The sequence below is a fragment of the Phenylobacterium sp. genome, from assembly GCF_016793285.1.
Taxonomy (GTDB): domain Bacteria; phylum Pseudomonadota; class Alphaproteobacteria; order Caulobacterales; family Caulobacteraceae; genus Phenylobacterium.
This window is the reverse complement of record NZ_JAEUMO010000014.1, coordinates 1-16,730: the sequence shown is the minus strand read 5'-3', so window position 1 is coordinate 16,730 and position 16,730 is coordinate 1. Positions and strand designations below refer to the sequence as shown.

The window sequence follows — 16,730 nt, the reverse complement described above, 5'->3', positions numbered from 1 at the left end:
TCAGGCCCCTTGCTCCGTCCGCAGGCGAACCCCTATACGCGTCCCGCAAAACGGAGAGTCTCATGGAGATTCGCGAAGGGCTCACCTTCGACGATGTTTTGCTCGAACCCGGCGCGTCCGACGTCATGCCCACGCAGGTCGACGTCGCCACCCGGTTCACGCGCGAGATCAGTCTGAACATCCCCCTGGTGTCCGCCGCCATGGACACCGTCACCGAGAGCCGCCTGGCCATCGCCATGGCCCAGGCGGGCGGCATCGGCGTCCTGCACCGCAACCTCACCGTCGAGGAGCAGGCCGACCACGTCCGCGAGGTGAAGCGCTACGAGAGCGGCATGGTCATCAACCCGATGACCATCGGTCCGGAGACGACCCTGGGCGAGGTCCGCCAGATCAAGGCGCGTCGCCACATCTCGGGCTTCCCCGTGGTGGACGACACAGGCAAGCTGGTGGGCATCCTCACCAACCGCGACATGCGCTTCGAGGGCCGCGACGACATCCCGGCCAAGGCGCTGATGACCAGGGAAGGTCTGGTCACGGTCAAGGAAGGCGTCGGCCAGAACGAGGCGCGTGACCTGCTCCGCCGCCACAAGATCGAACGCCTGATCGTGGTCGACGACGACAACCGGGCGGTCGGCCTCATCACCGTCAAGGACATGGAGAAGTCCCAGCAGCATCCCTTCGCCGCGAAGGATGCGCAGGGCCGGCTGCTGGTCGCCGCCGCCTCGACGGTGGGCGACGCCGGCTACGAGCGTTCCATGGCCCTGGTGGACGCCGGCGTCGACGTCGTCGTCATCGACACCGCCCACGGCCACAACGCAGATGTGGCCAAGGCGGTCGCCCGCGTGAAGCGCGAGACCAACCGGGTCCAGATCGTCGCCGGCAACGTCGCCACCTACGACGGCGCCCGGGCCCTGATCGAGGCCGGCGCGGATGCGGTGAAGGTCGGCATCGGGCCGGGCTCCATCTGCACCACCCGCATCGTGGCGGGCGTGGGCGTGCCGCAGCTCACCGCGATCATGGACGCCGTCCGCGCCGCCGAGGGCACGGACGTGCCGATCGTCGCCGACGGCGGCATCAAGTACTCGGGCGACCTCGCCAAGGCGCTCGCCATGGGCGCGTCGGTGGCGATGATGGGCTCGGTGTTCGCGGGCGTCGACGAGGCGCCGGGCGAGGTCTTCCTCTACCAGGGCCGCAGCTACAAGGCCTACCGCGGCATGGGTTCGCTGGCGGCGATGGGGCAGGGTTCCGCCGACCGCTACTTCCAGAAGGACGTGAAGGACACGCTGAAGCTCGTGCCCGAAGGCATCGAGGGTCAGGTCGCCTACAAGGGTCCGATCGCCCCGATCCTGCACCAGATGGTGGGGGGCCTCCGGGCGGCCATGGGCTACGTCGGCGCGCCGAACCTGCCGGAGTTCCGTAAGCGGGCGCGGTTCATCCGCATCACCAACGCGGGCCTGCGCGAAAGCCACGTCCACGACGTGATGATGACCCGCGAGGCGCCGAACTACTCGAGCCCGGGCTGAGCGGGCCGGACAGGGAAGGGCGAAGGCGATGGACGTCGCGATCGAACTGAAGCTGCTCGCCGCGGCGGTGGTCGTGGGGCTGGTCCAGCTCCTCTGGGCCGCCGGCGCGGCGCGGGCGCAGCAGGACATGAAGTGGGCCGCCGGCCCCCGCGACACGCCGATGCCGATCTCCGGCGTGGCGGCGCGGCTGGAGCGCGCGTTCTGGAACTTCGCCGAGACCTTCCCCTTCTTCGCCGCGGCGGTCCTGGCGGCCGCCATCGCCGGCAAGCTCGGCCAGCCGCTCACCATCTGGGGCGCCTGGGCCTATGTCGCCGGCCGCGCGCTCTACGTGCCGCTCTATGCGACCGGCGTGCCCCTGGTGCGCACGATCGTCTGGTTCGTAGCCATGGTCGGCATGCTGGCCGTGCTCGCGGCCCTTTTCCGGTGAGCTGATGCGCGACGGCGGACGCCTGGCGGCGGCGATAGAGATCATCGAGGAGACGCTGGCCCGCCACCGCCCTGTCCGCCTGGCCCTGAAAGCCTGGGGCGACGGCGCCCGCTACGCCGGGGCCAAGGACCGCGCCTTCGTCTCCGGACTCGTCCTCGACGTCCTGCGGCGCAAGCGCTCGCTGGGCTGGCGCATGGGCGACGACAGCCCGCGCGCCCTGGCGCTCGGCGCCCTGCGCTTCGCGTGGGACTGGCCCGTCCAGCGCGTCGCCGACGCCGCGGGCGACGAACCGCACGGTCCGGGCCCGCTCACCGCCGCCGAGCGGGCCGTCCTGGAGGCCCCCCGAGACTTCGACGATGCGCCCGCGCCCGTTCGCGGCGACTATCCCGACTGGCTGGACGCTGCGCTGGCCCGCGTGTTCGGCGACGCCCGCGGCGAGGAGGCGGCCGCGCTGGCCGGGCGCGCGCCCGTCGACCTGCGCGTCAACACGCTGAAGACCGACGCCACCCGCGCCGCCAAGGCGCTGGCTCCGTTCGCGCCGCAGGCGCCGGGTCTCGCCCCCAACGCGCTCCGCGTCGCCGCGCCGGGGGCGGCCGAGCGCGCCGGCGCCGTCGAGGCGATCCCGCAGTTCGGCAAGGGGTGGTTCGAGATTCAGGACCTCGGTTCGCAGGTCGCCGCGCTGGCGGCGGGCGACGTCAAGGGCCAGCAGGTGCTGGACCTATGCGCCGGAGGCGGCGGCAAGACCCTCGCGCTCGCTGCGGAGATGGCCAACACCGGCCAGATCTATGCCTACGACAGCGACGCGCGCCGGCTGACCGACACGGTGCGCCGCGGCGAACGCGCCGGCATCCGCAACCTCCAGGTCCGCACGCCGCTGGCCAAGGCGCCACTGAAGGACCTGGAGGGCCGCATGGATCTCGTCTTCATCGACGCGCCCTGCACCGGCACGGGCTCCTGGCGGCGCCACCCCGACACCAAGTGGCGCCTGACGCCCGACGCTCTGGAACGCCGCCGAAAGGACCAGGACAGCGTCCTCGACGACGGCGCGACCTACACCCGGCCCGGCGGCCGCATCGCCTATGTGACCTGCTCCGTGCTGCCGGACGAGGACGAGGACCGCGTCGAGGCGTTCCTTGCCCGCAACGCCGCCTTTGCGCGCAGGCCCGCCTCGCACGCGCCCGAACTCGCCCCGTTCCTCACGGCCGCCGGCGACCTGCGCCTCACCCCCCGCACCTCCGACACCGACGGCTTCTATGTCGCGGTGCTGGAGAAGAAGCGATGACCGCAGCGCGCGCCGCAGGCGACCTCACCTCGAACCACCAAGGTCACCAAGCGCACCAAGGCGTCTGCGCCTACTTTGTGAGCTTGGTGATCTTGGTGGTTGAATCCTCTGGCGCTGACGCGCCCGCAGCCTTCCTGAACGGACATCCATGACCGCCAAAGCCCACGAAAAAGTCCTCATCGTCGACTTCGGCAGCCAGGTGACCCAGCTCATCGCGCGGCGGCTGCGGGAGGCGGGCGTGTATTGCGAGATCCACCCGTTCGACAAGGTCGACGACGCGATGCTGGAGGCCTTCGCGCCGAAGGCGGTGATCCTTTCGGGCGGCCCGGCGAGCGTGCATGAGGCGCAGAGCCCGTCGGCGCCCCAGCGGGTCTTCCAGCTCGGCGTCCCGGTGCTGGGCATCTGCTATGGCGAGATGACCATGTGCGCCCAACTGGGTGGCGCCGTGGAGGGTGGCCATGACCGCGAGTTCGGGCGCGCCGAGATCCAGTTGCAGAAGGCCTCGCCGCTGCTGGAGGGCCTGGGCGAGCCGGGGGACCGCGAGACCGTGTGGATGAGCCACGGCGACAAGATCACCGCGATCCCGCAGGGCTTCGAGGTGGTCGCCACGTCGGAGGGGTCGCCCTACGCCGTGATCGCCGACGAGGGGCGGCGCTTCTACGGCATCCAGTTCCACCCGGAGGTGGCGCACACGCCGCGTGGCGCCCTGATCCTGCGCAACTTCACCCATCGCATCGCGGGCCTGAGCGGCGACTGGACCATGGCCAGCTACCGCCAGGAGCAGATCGCCAAGATCCGCGCCCAGGTGGGGGACGCCAAGGTGATCTGCGGCCTTTCCGGCGGCGTCGACTCGTCGGTCGCCGCGGTCCTGATCCACGAGGCGATCGGCGAGCAGCTCACCTGCGTCTTCGTCGACACCGGCCTGCTGCGGAAGGACGAGGCGACGCAGGTCGTCACCCTGTTCCGCGACCACTACAATATCCCGCTGGTCCACGTGGACGCCGGCGACCTCTTCCTCGGCGAGCTGGCCGGCGTCTCGGACCCCGAGACCAAGCGCAAGACCATCGGCCGCCTCTTCATCGAGGTGTTCGACAAGGAGGCCGCCAAGATCGAAGGCGCCGCCTTCCTGGCCCAGGGCACGCTCTATCCCGACGTCATCGAAAGCCCGTCCACGACCGGCGGCCCCTCGGCGGTGATCAAAAGCCACCACAACGTGGGCGGCCTGCCGGACTACATGAAGCTGAAGCTGGTGGAACCCCTGCGCGAGCTCTTCAAGGACGAGGTGCGGGCGCTGGGCGTCGAGCTCGGCCTGCCGCCGGCCTTCGTCGGCCGCCACCCGTTCCCGGGCCCCGGCCTGGCTATCCGCATCCCCGGCGAGATCACCCGCGAGAGGGTGGCCGTTCTCCAGGCCGCCGACGCGATCTACCTGGATGAGATCCGCAAGGCCGGCCTCTACGACAGCATCTGGCAGGCCTTCGCCGTCCTGCTGCCCGTGAAGACCGTCGGGGTCATGGGCGACGCGCGCACCTATGAGAGCGTGCTAGCGCTCCGCGCCGTGACGTCCACCGACGGCATGACGGCCGACTTCTTCGAGTTCCCCTGGGAAGTGCTGGGCCGCTGCGCCACGCGCATCATCAACGAGGTCCGGGGCGTCAACCGCGTCGTCTACGACGTCACCAGCAAGCCCCCCGGCACCATCGAGTGGGAATAGGCTCGAATTTGCGTCCATGGCCGCCGGCAAGCATGTCCTCTACTTCGCGCTCCTGCCGCCGTCCGACGTCGGGCGCGCGGCGCAGGAGCTGCTGAGGACGCTGCGTCCGCGCCCGTCTGCGCGCCCGGTTCCGGCGGGCCGCCTCCACGTCTCGCTGAACGCGCTCGGCGCGTTCCAACGCCCGCCGGGGCCGGTTGTCGACAAGGCCGCCGACGTTGCGGCCGAGGTCCGCGCGCCGCGCTTCACGGTCGCTTTCAACCGCGCGGGCGCCTGGTCGCGGGGCGACAACCCCTGCGTGGCGGCGTGGGGCGACGAGGGCGTGATCGGGGTGAACCAGCTCTACGCCACCATCCACGATGCGCTCGCCCGCCGCGGCATGGTTCCCCGTCGTCCGACCGAGATCGTCCCGCACATGACGCTCGTCTACGATCCCGCCAAGGTCCCCGAGACGATCATCGCGCCGCTCGCCTGGAACGTCGCCGAGTTCGTCCTGATCCACGCTGTCCACGGCGAAGGCCGCTTCGACGTGGCCGCCCGCTTTCCGCTCGGCTAGGTTTCAGCGGATCTTCGACGGCGTCTGCTCCAACTGCCAGATCGCCTCTCCCATCTCGTCCATCTTCTTGCCCAGCAGCGCCTGGGCGTCGGCCAGCGCCTGGTTGTAGAAGTGGGGCCCGAGGTGTTCGGTCACGAAGTCCAGGAGGAACACCGCGTCGAATCCCGTCACGTCCAGGTCCAGCTCGGCCTTGAGGTAGCGGCTGAGCGCCCGGGCGGCGTCCTCGCGGACCTGCTTGGTGAGTTCGATCTTCGGCATGGGAGCCCACGATGGCCGCGACGCTCTACGGCATCAAGAACTGCGACACGATGAAGAAGGCCTGGACCTGGCTCGACGGCCACGGCGTCGCCTACCAGTTCCATGACTACAAGAAGGCCGGCATCGACCGCGCCACGCTGGAAGGCTGGATCGGCAAGGTCGGCTGGGAGATCCTGCTCAACAAGTCCGGCACGACCTTCAGGAACCTCCCCGACGCCGACAAGCAGGGGATCGACGAGAAGAAGGCCATCTCGCTGATGCTGGCCAACCCCTCGATGATCAAGCGGCCGGTCCTCGACCAGGACGGCAAACTCACCGTCGGCTTCAAGCCCGAGATCTACGAAAAGCTCCCGCGCTGAAGTTTCTTCGCATCCGCCGCATCCGATCCAGCGGGCGGCGGCGACTACAGGGCAAGAGGACGGCGGAGACGGCTCCGCGCGGTCCGGACCTTGGAGAACCGCGATGGAGTCCTTCTTCTACGGCTACTGGTGGCTGATCTTCCCGATCATGTTCTTCGCCTTCGGCGCGTTCGACCGCTGGCTGGCCTACAAGCGCAGCCAGGAGCGTCTGAACCTCGTGCGCGAGTTCACCAGCCAGGGCAAGGACCCGCCGCCCGAGCTGATGCGCACCATCAACGACGAGGAAGCCCTCGACGACCCGGACTCCGCCTACGGCCCCTATGATCGCTACGGCCGCTACGGCCGCCGCTATCGCCGCCATTACTGGCGCATGGGCCCGTACTGGGCCTGGCGCACGGCGATCATCACCGGCTCGGTCGCCGCGGGTTTCTGGTTCGCGTCCGAATACGCCGACTTCCCCGGCGTCGATGGGCCCTTCCGCCTGGTCGCTGTGATCATGACCTGCGTCGCGGTGGGCCACGCCATCGCGGCCGTGTTCTCCACAGTCTTCCGGGCGAAGTGAGCCCGGAAGGCATAGATTTCGCGCCGCGGCGGGGTCCTTGGGACCGCGCTCGTCCGGGCATGTCGGCGCGACGTCCGGGCGACGAGCCGGTCTCCACTTCGCCTGACGTCGCGCTGGTCGAGCAGGCCCGGGCCGGCTCGACGGCGGCGTTCGCGCGGCTGGTCGAGCGCCACCAGCAGGCGGTGCGCGCCTTCCTGCGCCGCGCCTGCGGCGACTGGGCGCTGGCCGACGACCTCGCGCAGGAGACGTTCCTCGCCGCGTGGTCGCGCATCGGCCGCCTTGAGGCCGGCGCCTCGGTCAGGGCCTGGCTCTGCGGCATCGGCTACAACAAGCACCTGACCGCCATCCGGAGCCGCACCCGCGCCCGCACCCGCGAGGCCGCGTGGGAGGAGGAAAGACCGTCGCAAGCCTCGGCCATGAGCGACGAGCGGATGACGCTGGAGACCGCCCTGAAGAGCCTGCCCGACGACCAGCGCGCCTGCGTGGCGCTCTGCCTTGCGGCCGATTTCAGCCACGCGGAGGCCGCCGAGGCGCTGGGCCTGCCGCTGGGCACGGTGAAGTCACATGTGACGCGGGGCCGCGCGCGGCTCCTCGAAGTGCTAGGAGAGTCCCGATGACCGACGCTCACCTGAAGGCGCTGTTCGCGCAGGACGAACCGCCCGCCCGTGACCCGGCGTTTTCGGCCGCGGTGATGGAGGCCGTCGCGCGCCGCCGCTTCGTGCTGGATGTCGCGTGGCTCTCGGGCGCCGCCCTGATCGGCGGTCTGCTCCTCTGGGCGCTCTGGCCGGTGCTGCACCCGCTGCTGGCCCAGACCGGCGACCAGTTCGGCCCTGTCGCCGCCTGCGTCACCCTCGCGCTCGTGGCTGTGATGCTCGTGGATGGACGCGTAACAGCGACCGCCCGCTGAAACATGGACAAGGTTTCATCCTGCCTTCTGCATCCGACCGGGCAGGTCCAGGTCTCTTTCCGATCGAGACGGGCGCTCCCCGCCCGACCGGACCTGGAGAGGAGAACAAGAAAATGGAGATCCTGATACCGCTCGCGTTCTTTGCGATGATCGCGGCGATCGCCATCGCGCCGCGGTACTTCCGCAGTGTCGAGCGCCAGAAGATGGCCGATACGCTGCGCGTCGCCATCGAGAAGGGCCAGCCGCTACCTCCGGAAATGATCGACGCGATGTCGAGCGACGCCCGAACCGATCCACGCCTGCCGTCGCCCCAGCGCGACCTGCGCACCGGCATCATCTGGCTGGGCGCGGGCATCGGCCTCGCGGCCCTTGGCGGCGCCGTCAGCTTCGAAGAACCGGACGCGTTCACCTGGTTCCTCGGCTTCGCGGCCTTCCCGACGTTCATCGGCCTGGCGTTCGTCGCCCTCGGCCTGATGAACAAGCCCAAGGTCTGAGGCGCGGGATCGGGGGATCGAGCCCATGCCGGGCAACAGTCTCAGTTTCGCCAGCCAGCACGACGTGGAGCTCTGCGCCTACGCCGCGGCCGGTGAGCGGCGCGCCTTCGGGGAGCTGGTGCGTCGCCACGGGTCGGCCGTCCGGCATCTGCTGCGGCGGATGGGGGCGCAGGCGGCCGAAGCCGACGACGTCGCCCAGGATGCGTTCCTGGCGGCGTTCGAGAGGATTTCCGAGTTCCGCGGCGAAGGCACGTTCGCGGGCTGGGTGAAGCGCATCGCAGCGCGGCTCTATCTGCGCCGCCTGCAACGCGAGAAGCGTCTTGCCGCCCTCGCGGCGGAAGAAGGTCGGGAGGAGGCGGATGCAGCCGCCAGTCTCGGAAACGGCGGGGACGCCGAGCACCGCATGGACCTGGAGGAGGCCATGAAGGTCCTCTCCGCGCCCGAGCGGCTGTGCGTGTCCATGTGCTACGGCGCGGGCCTGTCCCACGGCGAAGCCGCCGAGGCCTTGAACCTGCCGCTTGGAACGGTCAAATCCCATGTCAAACGTGGTTTGGATAAGCTCCGGGCGCGGCTCGCCCCCGGGGGCAAGGACGAAAGCGCCGGGGACGCCGTCGTGGAAGGGAGGCGGGGCAATGGCTGAGATCGACTTCGAACGCCGTCTCGAACGCCTGTTCGCGCAGGCGCCCGACATGCCCGACGCGCAGGCCTTTTCCGAGCGCGTCGAGCGACGCCTCGACCGGGGCTGGAACGTCCGGCGCTGGCTGATCGGGGCCGCGGGCCTCGCCGGCGGCGTCATCGGCGCCAGCCAGCTCGTGATGTCCAACCTCTTCCAGCGCGTCGAAAGCGCCGAGCAATCGGCCCGCGCGCTCTCACAAGGACTTGCGCGGGTGACCCCCACAACCGACATGGTGTCGGCGCTCTCGGGCGGCTATGGGCTGTGGATCGCCGTCGGCTTGGCGTTCGTCACCATGGGCGTCTTCGCGGCGAGGTTGGTCCAGGAGTTCTAGTCGTGTCTTCGCATCGCCAGGAGACGGTCCGTCGCCTCGCCGCGCCGGATATCAGCGCGCGCAAGGGTGGGGTCCCCATCGTCTGCCTCACCGCCTACACCGCGCCGATGGCGGAGATCCTCGACCAGCATTGCGATCTGATGCTCGTCGGCGACAGCGTCGGCATGGTCGTCCACGGTCTGCCCAACACCGTCGGCGTCACGCTTGAGATGATGATCCTGCACGGCCAGGCGGTGATGCGGGGGTCGCGCCGCGCCATGGTCGTGGTCGACATGCCCTTCGGAAGCTACGAGGGTAGTCCGGAAGAGGCGTTCGCGAACGCCTCGCGGATCATGAAGGAGACCGGCGCGTCGGCCGTGAAGGTCGAGGCCGGCGAGACCATCGTCGCCAACATCGAATACCTCGTGAAGCGCGGCATCCCCGTGATGGGCCACGTGGGCCTGCGGCCCCAGGCCGTTCTCGTCGACGGCGGCTTCAAGGCCAAGGGCAAGCTCGACCACGAGCGCCGTCGCATTCTCGACGAAGCCCGCGCCACCGCCGAAGCCGGCGCCTTCGCCGTCGTCGTCGAAGGGGTCGCCGAGGGGCTCGCCCGCGAGATCACCGAAGCCATCACCGTGCCCACCATCGGCATCGGGGCGTCGGTCGGCTGCGACGGCCAGATCCTCGTCACCGACGACATGCTGGGCCTCTTCGACTGGACCCCCAAGTTCGTCCGCCGCTACGGCGATCTGCGCACCCAGATCGGCAAGTCCGTCGCCGCCTATGCCGACGACGTGCGGCAACGGAAGTTCCCGGGGCCGGCCGAGATCTACTTCGCCAAGGCAGGGTAGGGAGCCTACCCCCGAAACGGCGCGGGACCGGACCGCTGCTGCGGCCCGGTCCCGGCTGTGCATGGCCTGGCCCGCTCAGTTCGCCGGGCTGGCGAAGGTGTAGGTCCGCTGGCAGGCGCCGACGACGTTGTTCTCCCAGCCGCCCTTGTAGTCGTTGGGATCGGTCGAGAGGCACCAGCCGCCGCCGTTGTTGCGGCCGTCCCAGACGATCACCTTGCCGTTGCGGAAAAGGCGCGCCTGATCGACGTACATCGCGTCGCCGCCACTGGTGCTGACCCGAATCGCGCTGACGATCTTCGTCGTGGCGATGGCGGTTTCGAGATAGCCCCGCGAAAGCGCGCCGCAATCCGAGGTATTGCCCTTGATCACCTGCCGGCCGACGGGCGTCCCGTTTGCAAGGAACTCGACCGTGATGTTGTCGCCCGTCGCCGTATCGCTCAGGTCCGAGTGACAGAAGTCGATGTTCGCCCGATAGATGGCCTGAGCCACGCCCAGGGTGCTGTCGAAGGCGGCCGGCGACCAGGCCGTACCCGACACTTCGAGCACGGATGAGACGACACCCTCAGGGGCTTCGCCTCCGGGCGTGCCGACGTAGAAGACGGCCTTGGCGTCGGGCAGCGCCATGCCGACCGCGGACACCGCGCCGCCGACCGCCGCGGCGACCGCGGGGCAGGTGGTCCCTGCCGTCAGAGCGCAGGCGACGCCGCCCACGACGCCCACGACCGTGCCGGCCGCGATCGTGACCGCCTCGTTGAGATACTCCCCGCCCACCACCGAGACGATGGCGAAGTGCTTGGGTTGTGCGCCGGCGAAGCCGAAGAAGCAGGACTGCTCTCCGACGGCGATGTTTTCCTCGCGTATCGGCTGGATCCGCTGGCCGCCGATCGGCTTGAGTTCGCCGATCGTCTCATCGGCGGGGGTCTGGGGGTCATCGGTCTTCGCGCCGGGGATGAGCTCGACCTTCCTGGGATCGTACCATCGCACCTTGGCGACGATGCCGGTTCCAAACACGTTCTTCACGCACTGGGTGAACGGCCTCGGCTGGGCCTGGGCCTGAACGGGGCTGAATGCGACGACGCTGGCGCTGCTGAACACCAGCGCGAGCGAGGTGACGACCTTGGTGAACATGCGAAACTCCCTCCGAGGCCGGCATGGCCTGCCTCATTGGGTAGGGGTTCGGCAGCTTGACCGTCGATCACCCGATCAGGTGATAGTCTGGGCAGGGGGATGGCGCATCTTTCCAGACCAAGCGCGAGTGAGCCGAGGGGAACCGCAGATGATCCGAGTCGCTGTCGTCGAAGACGATCCGGTGATGCGCGATCACCTTTCCAGCGCGATCGGCGGATGCGAGGACATGCTGCTGACGGCCACGGCCGCAAACGTGGCCGAGGCGGAGGGAATGATCGAGGCGGGGGGCTACGACGTGCTGCTCTGCGATCTCGGGCTCCCGGACGGCAGCGGCGTCTCGCTGATCCGGACGGAAGCGCTGACCGGACGCGACACCGACATCCTCGTGGTCACGGTCTTCGCGAACCAGAACAAGGTGCTGGACGCCATCCGCGCCGGAGCCCGCGGATACCTGCTCAAGGACGAGCGGATCGAAGACTGCATGGCCGCGATCCGCGAGATCCGCCGCGGTGGATCGCCGATCAGCCCGATCATCGCGCGCCAGTTGCTCGGGGAAATCCGGCCCGATCCCCGCGCGCCGGCGCGCCCGATGGCCTCGCCCCTGTCCGAGCGCGAGTACGAAGTGCTGAACCTGCTGTCGCGCGGATTCTCGAACGCCGAATGCGCCGAGATCCTGACGGTCTCGGGCAATACGATTGGCACGCACATCAAGAACATCTACCGGAAGCTCGAGGTGAACAGCCGTGCGGAAGCTCTGTTCGAAGCATCGTCCCAGGGGTGGCTGTCGCGCTAGGACGCCGCCGGGGCGCGCGCGATGCGGCTAGCCCTGCTCATCGTCCTGCTGCTGCTCGCCCCCGGCGCGGCCCGGGCGCAATCGCCGAACACGTTCACGACGTCCGCGGCCGAGGGCGGGCCGGTCATCGAGTTCACGGATGGCGACTTCGTGCTCTCCCCCGGTCTGGAGATTCCGACCCGCGGCTGGGTCCGAGCCGCATCGCCCCACATCTACCGGATGCACGAGACGCACTGGCGGACCGGCGACTACCACACGGTCCAGGGCCGGTTCCGGTTCGACCGCGGCGCGCTGGGCCCCGATCCTCTCGCCCTCTACACCGCCAGCACGCGCAATCAGTTCATCGTGTTCGTCAACGGCGCGGAGGTGTTCCGCAACTTCGCCCGCGTCAGCGACCAGAAGCTCGCCTGGTATCGGCCCTTCCTGGTCCCGCTGCCCGCCGGGGCCCTGAAGCCGGGTCAGAACGAGATCCTCATCCGCGCCGTTTCGGAGGAGTCGGTCGGTGTCGGGCGCGTGATCGTCGGGCCCAACGCGGCGGTGCAGGCCTTCTATCAGTCGCAGTACTTCTGGCAGATCACCGCACCGATGGCCGCCAACGCGGCCATGCTGGCGCTGGGCGGACTGGCGGTGCTGGTCTGGCTGGGCCGGCGGCGCGAGGTGGAGCTGCTCTGGCTGGCGCTGGCCGCGGGCCTCTGGTTCCTCCGAAACTACCAGTACTTCGCCGAGGTCACGCCGTTCGACATGGCGTTGTTCAATGCCTTGACGGTCTACGCGACCTACTTCGCGACCGTGGCGACCACCGCCTTCTACGCGTCCTTCCTCAAGATGCCGCATCGCGGGCCGGTCATCGCCGCGCTGTTCGCACTGGGGATCCCCATCGTGGCGGTCCATGCCGCGTTCTCGCTGTCGAACCTCATCCTCTACGTGCCCACCACGCTGATCGGGCTGGGCGGCGCGCTCCTCGGCCTGCTCGACCTGAGGCGAGACCGCACGCCCGGCCATGTCGTCCTGGCTATCGTCGTGCTGCTGATGCCCTTCGCCGGGGTCTACGACTTCCTCCTGGCCGGGGGAGGCAGCGGCTGGAAGGTCCACGATTTCTACCTGACCGTCTTCAGTGGCTGCATCTACTGCGTGGCGTTCCTGATGGTGTTCGGCAAGCGGGCGCTGGACGCCTTCGCCGGACTCGAGGCGGCCAACGCGACGCTGGAGCAGCGCATCGCCGAGACCCGGGCCGAACTGGCGGCCAGCGAGGCGTCGCGGCGCGATCTCGTCGTCGCCGGCGCCGTCGCCAGCGAGCGCGAACGGCTGATGCAGGAGATGCACGACGGCATCGGCTCGAACCTGATCACCGCGCTCGCCGTCGCGCGCCAGCAGAAGCAGCCGGACAGCACGATCAAGACCCTGAGCCGCGCCCTTGCGGACCTGAAGATCACGGTCGACTCGCTGGAGCCGGTCGAGGGCGATCTGGTCGCGTTGATCGGCAACCTGCGTCACCGCATGGCCGGCGATCTGCGCGACGCCGGGATCGCCTGCAGATGGGAGGTGGGGCGCTGTGGGCCCGTGCCCTGGCTCGACGCGACCAACGCGCTGCATGTGTTGCGCATCTTCCAGGAGGCGATCGGCAATGTGCTCTCCCACTCGGATGCGACCGAGATGCGCATCGGGTGCGGCGAGGAGACGCGTGACGGAATCCCCGGCATCGCCGCCTATGTCGCCGACAACGGCCGGGGGTTCGACCAGGCCCAGGCGGATCGGCCGGGCAAGGGACTGGGCAACATCGCCGCGCGGGCGCAATCCCTGCACGGCCTCCTGGAGTGCCGGTCGAGCGTCGACGGCGGGACCCTGGTCACCCTCTGGTTGCCCTATGAACGGGCCCGCGCGACCGGGGACCGCAAGGCCGGTTGAGGCGCGGCGTCGCCGGGGCTGTTCGCGAAACCCTGTTCGGCGGCTATGCTGGAGGTCGGCGAAACCCGGGAGGCCGAGGCCGCGATGGGGGAGGTGTCCGTCCGTTTCCTGCCGCCGGCGCCGGCGCTCGGCGACGCGGTGATCTTCTACTACGTCGTCCGCAACGACGGCGCCCGGCCGGTCGAAGACCTGCTCCATCCCGAGGGCGCGTACCTGCGCCTGCTGCTGGCCGGAGATTGGCGGATCGCCTTCGCTGACGGCGCCACCCACGCGGCCGCGGGGCCTCACGCGGTCATGACGGGCGCGCTCAGTCGCGCGGCACGCGTCTGGGGTGGCCCCGGCGCTGTGATGGTTTCCGCGGGCCTGCTCCCCGCCGGGTGGCCCTTGCTCAGCGACGCCGCGGCGGCGGGCTACGTCGACCGCCTGCATCCGCTGTCGGAGGTCCTGGGCGAGGCGGCGGCGGCGCTCCTCGAAGCGGTCGCCGCGGCCGGCGGAGATGCAGGCTATGCGGCCGCGCTCGACGCCTGGCTCCTGCGCCGTCTCGAGGCCCGCGCGCCGCTCGACGCCACGCTGGTCGAACTGCACGTGGCTCTGAACGACCCGGAGGTGGCGTCGGTCGCCGACTGGGCCGGCCGCCTCGGCCTGTCCACACGCCAACTGGAGCGACTCACGCGCGACTACATCGGCCTGCCGCCGAAGCTGCTCATGCGTCGCCAGAGGTTCCTGCGCTCGTCGGCCAACCTGCGCGCGGCGCCGCTGGGCGAGTGGGCGCGGGTGCTGGACGAGCGCTACGCCGATCAGCCGCAGTTCGTCCGCGACTTCAAGCACTTCATGGGCATGGCGCCGCGCGCCTACTTCGCCCGCCCGACGCCGCTGACCACCGCCGCGGCCGCCGCCAGGAAGGCTACGGAGACGGCCTGAGCGTCAGCCGATGCTGTCGTCCTCGCCGCCTTCGCCGGGGCCTGCGCTGTCCGGAGCCTGGCGCCGCGTCTGCCGCTCGTCGGCCTCGGCGCCGAGCGCAGGGTTGTCGTCCGGATCGCGATCCGGGATCCTCGTCGCATGCCCAACGCGCGTCGTGTCGGCCTCGCCCGGCATGCCTTCGGCCTCGACGGCCCGGCGGTTCGGTTCACCCATCTGAGCGCCTCCTTGCGTCTTGCAAAGCCGCGGCGCGCGGGAGCGTTCCAGGACGACGCCCGCGCCGCGTCCCGCGCCTCTTGAGGCGCCCCTTGAGACGCATGGCGGGGCGCTATAGGTTCCGCCCCTCGTTTGGCGGCGGAGCCCCCCTGAAGTGACGGATCTATTCGAAGAGGTCGAAGAGCAGCTTCGCTCCGACCGCTATAAGCAGTTCGCCCGCAAGGCGCTGCCCTGGATGCTGGGTGTGGCCGCCGCCGCCCTGATCGCCGTCCTGGGCTACTGGGGCTGGGACACCTGGCGCACCAGGCAGACCGACAAGGCCTCGGAGCAGTACGCGCAGGCCATGGACGCCTTCGTCGCCGGTGACCGCGAGGGCGCCAAGACCCTGTGGACCGAGGTCTCCAAGAGCCAGTCCGGCGCCTACAAAGCCATGGCGCTGATGCACCTGGCCGCCGACGCCGAACGCGCCAGGGACGGCGCCGCCGCCTCGCGCCTCTACGACGAGGCGGCCAAGGCCGCGACCGACGAGGTCCTGGGTGACGCGGCCCGCCTCAAATCCGCCTTCGCGCTCCTCGACACCGCTCCCCTGAAGGATCTGGAGGGGCGTTTGAAGCCGCTGATGGAAGATGGCCGGCCTTACAAGATCCAGGCCCGCGAGGCGCTGGCGTTCGCCAAGCTGAGAGCTGGCGACCTCCAAGGCGCGCGCGGCGATTTCCAACTGATCAGCCAGTCGATCGACGCTCAGCAGGGCGCCCAGGCCCGGGCGCAGGCCGCCATCGGCCTGATCGATTCGGGCTCGGCCAAGTCGGTGCCCGCCGTCGTGAAGGCCGCCCAGGCGCTGCCGCCGCCCGCGCCGACGCAGATGCCGCCGGGCGCGATGCCGCCCGGAGCCCCGGGCCAGCCGATGCCCGTTCCGCAAGCCGAAGGCCTGCCGCCGCAATGATCCGCCGCTCGACCTATCTCGCCGCCGTCCTGGTCGCGGCGCTCGGCGCGTCGAGCTGCTCGACGGTCGGCAACCTCAATCCCTTCGCCAAGAAGGACAAGGGGCCGGCCGAACTCGCGGGCGAAGGCCAGCGTATCTCGATCATACCGGCCGACCAGCGGCTGGAGCCTGCCGAAGCCCTGAAGGGCGTCGACTTCTCGCTGCCGCCGGCAGTGCGCATGGAGTCCTGGCCGCTGCCGGGCGGCAATCCCGAGCAGGCGGTCGGCGCGATCGACGCGGCCGCCAACCTCTCCATCTCGTGGCGCCGCAGCTTCGGCCAGGGCCAGAAGCGCGGCCGCTACGTCACCGCCCCCCCGGTGGCCGCCGACGGCAAGGTGTTCGTGATGGACGCCGACGGCCGCGTGGTCGCCGTCGACGCCCGCAACGGCGAGACGCTCTGGCGCACGGGCACGAACCCCGGCGACAACAAGCGCGACAAGCTGGCGTTCGGTGGCGGCGTCGCCTATGCGGACGGCAAGCTCTACGTCTCGTCGGGCTACCGCGAAGTGCTGCAGATGGACGCCAGGACCGGCGCCATCGGCTGGCGGACCAAGACCAGCGAGTCGATCCACGGCGCGCCCACCGTGTCGAACGGCCGGGTCTTCGTGATCGCGCTGGACAACACGCTGCTGACCTTCGACGCCGCCACCGGCGCGGCGGCCTGGACCTACCAGGCCCTGGCCGAGAGCGCCCGTATCCTGGCCGCGTCGAGCCCTGCCATTTCGGGCGACACGGTCGTGGCCGGATTCGGCTCGGGCGAGCTGGTGGCGCTGCGCGCCGCCAACGGCAACGATCTCTGGAACGAGGCGCTCAGCCGCGCCAGCCGCACCAGCGCGCTCTCCGAGATCCGCGACATCCCCGGCCGCCCGGCGATC

General features: G+C 70.0%; 21 protein-coding genes. 18 read left to right on the top strand and 3 right to left on the bottom strand.

The annotated features are described in order from the left end of the window. The first annotated feature begins 62 nt into the window (after positions 1–62). From guaB to JNL41_RS01770, 5 genes are all read left to right on the top strand, one after another. Positions 63–1,523, top strand: a complete 1,461-nt coding sequence (guaB, locus tag JNL41_RS01790) for an IMP dehydrogenase (RefSeq protein WP_293472554.1) — start codon at positions 63–65, stop codon at positions 1,521–1,523. Positions 1,524–1,551: 28 nt separating this feature from the next. Further along, complete coding sequence (locus tag JNL41_RS01785) at positions 1,552–1,950, top strand: MAPEG family protein (RefSeq protein ID WP_293472553.1); 399 nt, start codon at positions 1,552–1,554, stop codon at positions 1,948–1,950. Positions 1,951–1,954: 4 nt separating this feature from the next. Beyond that, positions 1,955–3,232 (top strand): RsmB/NOP family class I SAM-dependent RNA methyltransferase, encoded by a 1,278-nt coding sequence (locus JNL41_RS01780; protein ID WP_293472552.1) that lies wholly within the window; start codon positions 1,955–1,957, stop codon positions 3,230–3,232. Positions 3,233–3,380: 148 nt separating this feature from the next. Then, the gene (gene guaA, locus JNL41_RS01775; RefSeq protein WP_293472551.1) at positions 3,381–4,943 is read left to right on the top strand and encodes a glutamine-hydrolyzing GMP synthase; all 1,563 of its coding nucleotides are present in this window, start codon (positions 3,381–3,383) and stop codon (positions 4,941–4,943) included. 16 nt (positions 4,944–4,959) lie between these two features. After that, positions 4,960–5,496 carry a 2'-5' RNA ligase family protein gene (locus tag JNL41_RS01770; RefSeq protein WP_293472550.1) on the top strand — a complete coding sequence of 179 codons (537 nt, stop codon included), beginning with the start codon at positions 4,960–4,962 and terminating at the stop codon, positions 5,494–5,496. A 3-nt stretch (positions 5,497–5,499) separates the two neighbouring features. Here JNL41_RS01770 and JNL41_RS01765 read toward each other — a convergent pair whose 3' ends face one another. Next, on the bottom strand, positions 5,500–5,754 hold the full coding sequence (locus JNL41_RS01765; protein WP_293472549.1) for a DUF2164 domain-containing protein: 255 nt from the start codon (positions 5,752–5,754) through the stop codon (positions 5,500–5,502). 11 nt (positions 5,755–5,765) lie between these two features. Here JNL41_RS01765 and JNL41_RS01760 point away from each other — a divergent pair, with 11 nt between their 5' ends. The 8 genes from JNL41_RS01760 to panB all read left to right on the top strand — a co-directional run bounded on the left by JNL41_RS01760 (position 5,766) and on the right by panB (position 9,913). Continuing rightward, positions 5,766–6,113 carry an ArsC family reductase gene (locus JNL41_RS01760; protein WP_293472548.1) on the top strand — a complete coding sequence of 116 codons (348 nt, stop codon included), beginning with the start codon at positions 5,766–5,768 and terminating at the stop codon, positions 6,111–6,113. A gap of 103 nt (positions 6,114–6,216) precedes the next feature. Then, entirely contained in the window at positions 6,217–6,675 is a 459-nt protein-coding gene (locus JNL41_RS01755) for a hypothetical protein (protein ID WP_293472547.1), read from the top strand. 59 nt (positions 6,676–6,734) lie between these two features. Beyond that, positions 6,735–7,292 (top strand): RNA polymerase sigma factor, encoded by a 558-nt coding sequence (locus tag JNL41_RS01750; RefSeq protein WP_293472546.1) that lies wholly within the window; start codon positions 6,735–6,737, stop codon positions 7,290–7,292. Continuing rightward, positions 7,289–7,582, top strand: coding sequence for a hypothetical protein (locus tag JNL41_RS01745; RefSeq protein ID WP_293472545.1), 294 nt, complete (start codon positions 7,289–7,291; stop codon positions 7,580–7,582). The genes JNL41_RS01750 and JNL41_RS01745 overlap by 4 nt, the downstream gene beginning before the upstream one ends. A 113-nt stretch (positions 7,583–7,695) precedes the next feature. Continuing rightward, positions 7,696–8,076: a DUF6249 domain-containing protein gene (locus JNL41_RS01740; RefSeq protein WP_293472544.1), complete on the top strand. Its 381-nt coding sequence runs from the start codon at positions 7,696–7,698 to the stop codon at positions 8,074–8,076. A 25-nt stretch (positions 8,077–8,101) separates the two neighbouring features. Then, positions 8,102–8,716, top strand: coding sequence for a sigma-70 family RNA polymerase sigma factor (locus JNL41_RS01735; protein WP_293472543.1), 615 nt, complete (start codon positions 8,102–8,104; stop codon positions 8,714–8,716). Beyond that, a complete protein-coding gene (locus JNL41_RS01730) occupies positions 8,709–9,083 on the top strand; it encodes a hypothetical protein (protein WP_293472542.1) in 375 nt (124 codons plus the stop codon). Before JNL41_RS01735 ends, JNL41_RS01730 begins: the two co-directional genes overlap by 8 nt. Positions 9,084–9,085: 2 nt before the next feature. Further along, positions 9,086–9,913, top strand: coding sequence for a 3-methyl-2-oxobutanoate hydroxymethyltransferase (gene panB / locus JNL41_RS01725; RefSeq protein WP_293472541.1), 828 nt, complete (start codon positions 9,086–9,088; stop codon positions 9,911–9,913). A 75-nt stretch (positions 9,914–9,988) separates the two neighbouring features. Here the strand turns inward: panB and JNL41_RS01720 are convergent, their stop codons facing one another. Next, on the bottom strand, positions 9,989–11,041 hold the full coding sequence (locus JNL41_RS01720; RefSeq protein WP_293472540.1) for a hypothetical protein: 1,053 nt from the start codon (positions 11,039–11,041) through the stop codon (positions 9,989–9,991). Between the two features lie 148 nt (positions 11,042–11,189). On the opposite strand from JNL41_RS01720, the gene JNL41_RS01715 reads away from it, so the two are divergent. From JNL41_RS01715 to JNL41_RS01705, 3 genes are all read left to right on the top strand, one after another. Beyond that, positions 11,190–11,834 carry a response regulator transcription factor gene (locus JNL41_RS01715; RefSeq protein WP_293472539.1) on the top strand — a complete coding sequence of 215 codons (645 nt, stop codon included), beginning with the start codon at positions 11,190–11,192 and terminating at the stop codon, positions 11,832–11,834. A gap of 21 nt (positions 11,835–11,855) precedes the next feature. Beyond that, on the top strand, positions 11,856–13,739 hold the full coding sequence (locus JNL41_RS01710; RefSeq protein ID WP_293472538.1) for an ATP-binding protein: 1,884 nt from the start codon (positions 11,856–11,858) through the stop codon (positions 13,737–13,739). 84 nt (positions 13,740–13,823) lie between these two features. Then, complete coding sequence (locus JNL41_RS01705) at positions 13,824–14,660, top strand: helix-turn-helix domain-containing protein (protein ID WP_293472537.1); 837 nt, start codon at positions 13,824–13,826, stop codon at positions 14,658–14,660. 3 nt (positions 14,661–14,663) lie between these two features. Here the strand turns inward: JNL41_RS01705 and JNL41_RS01700 are convergent, their stop codons facing one another. Then, positions 14,664–14,873, bottom strand: coding sequence for a hypothetical protein (locus JNL41_RS01700; RefSeq protein ID WP_293472536.1), 210 nt, complete (start codon positions 14,871–14,873; stop codon positions 14,664–14,666). A 154-nt stretch (positions 14,874–15,027) separates the two neighbouring features. Between JNL41_RS01700 and JNL41_RS01695 the strand changes: the two genes are divergently transcribed. Further along, entirely contained in the window at positions 15,028–15,816 is a 789-nt protein-coding gene (locus JNL41_RS01695; RefSeq protein WP_293472535.1) for a tetratricopeptide repeat protein, read from the top strand. After that, a partial coding sequence (locus JNL41_RS01690; RefSeq protein WP_293472534.1) for a PQQ-binding-like beta-propeller repeat protein occupies positions 15,813–16,730 on the top strand: 918 nt, incomplete at its 3' end. The genes JNL41_RS01695 and JNL41_RS01690, both read left to right, overlap by 4 nt.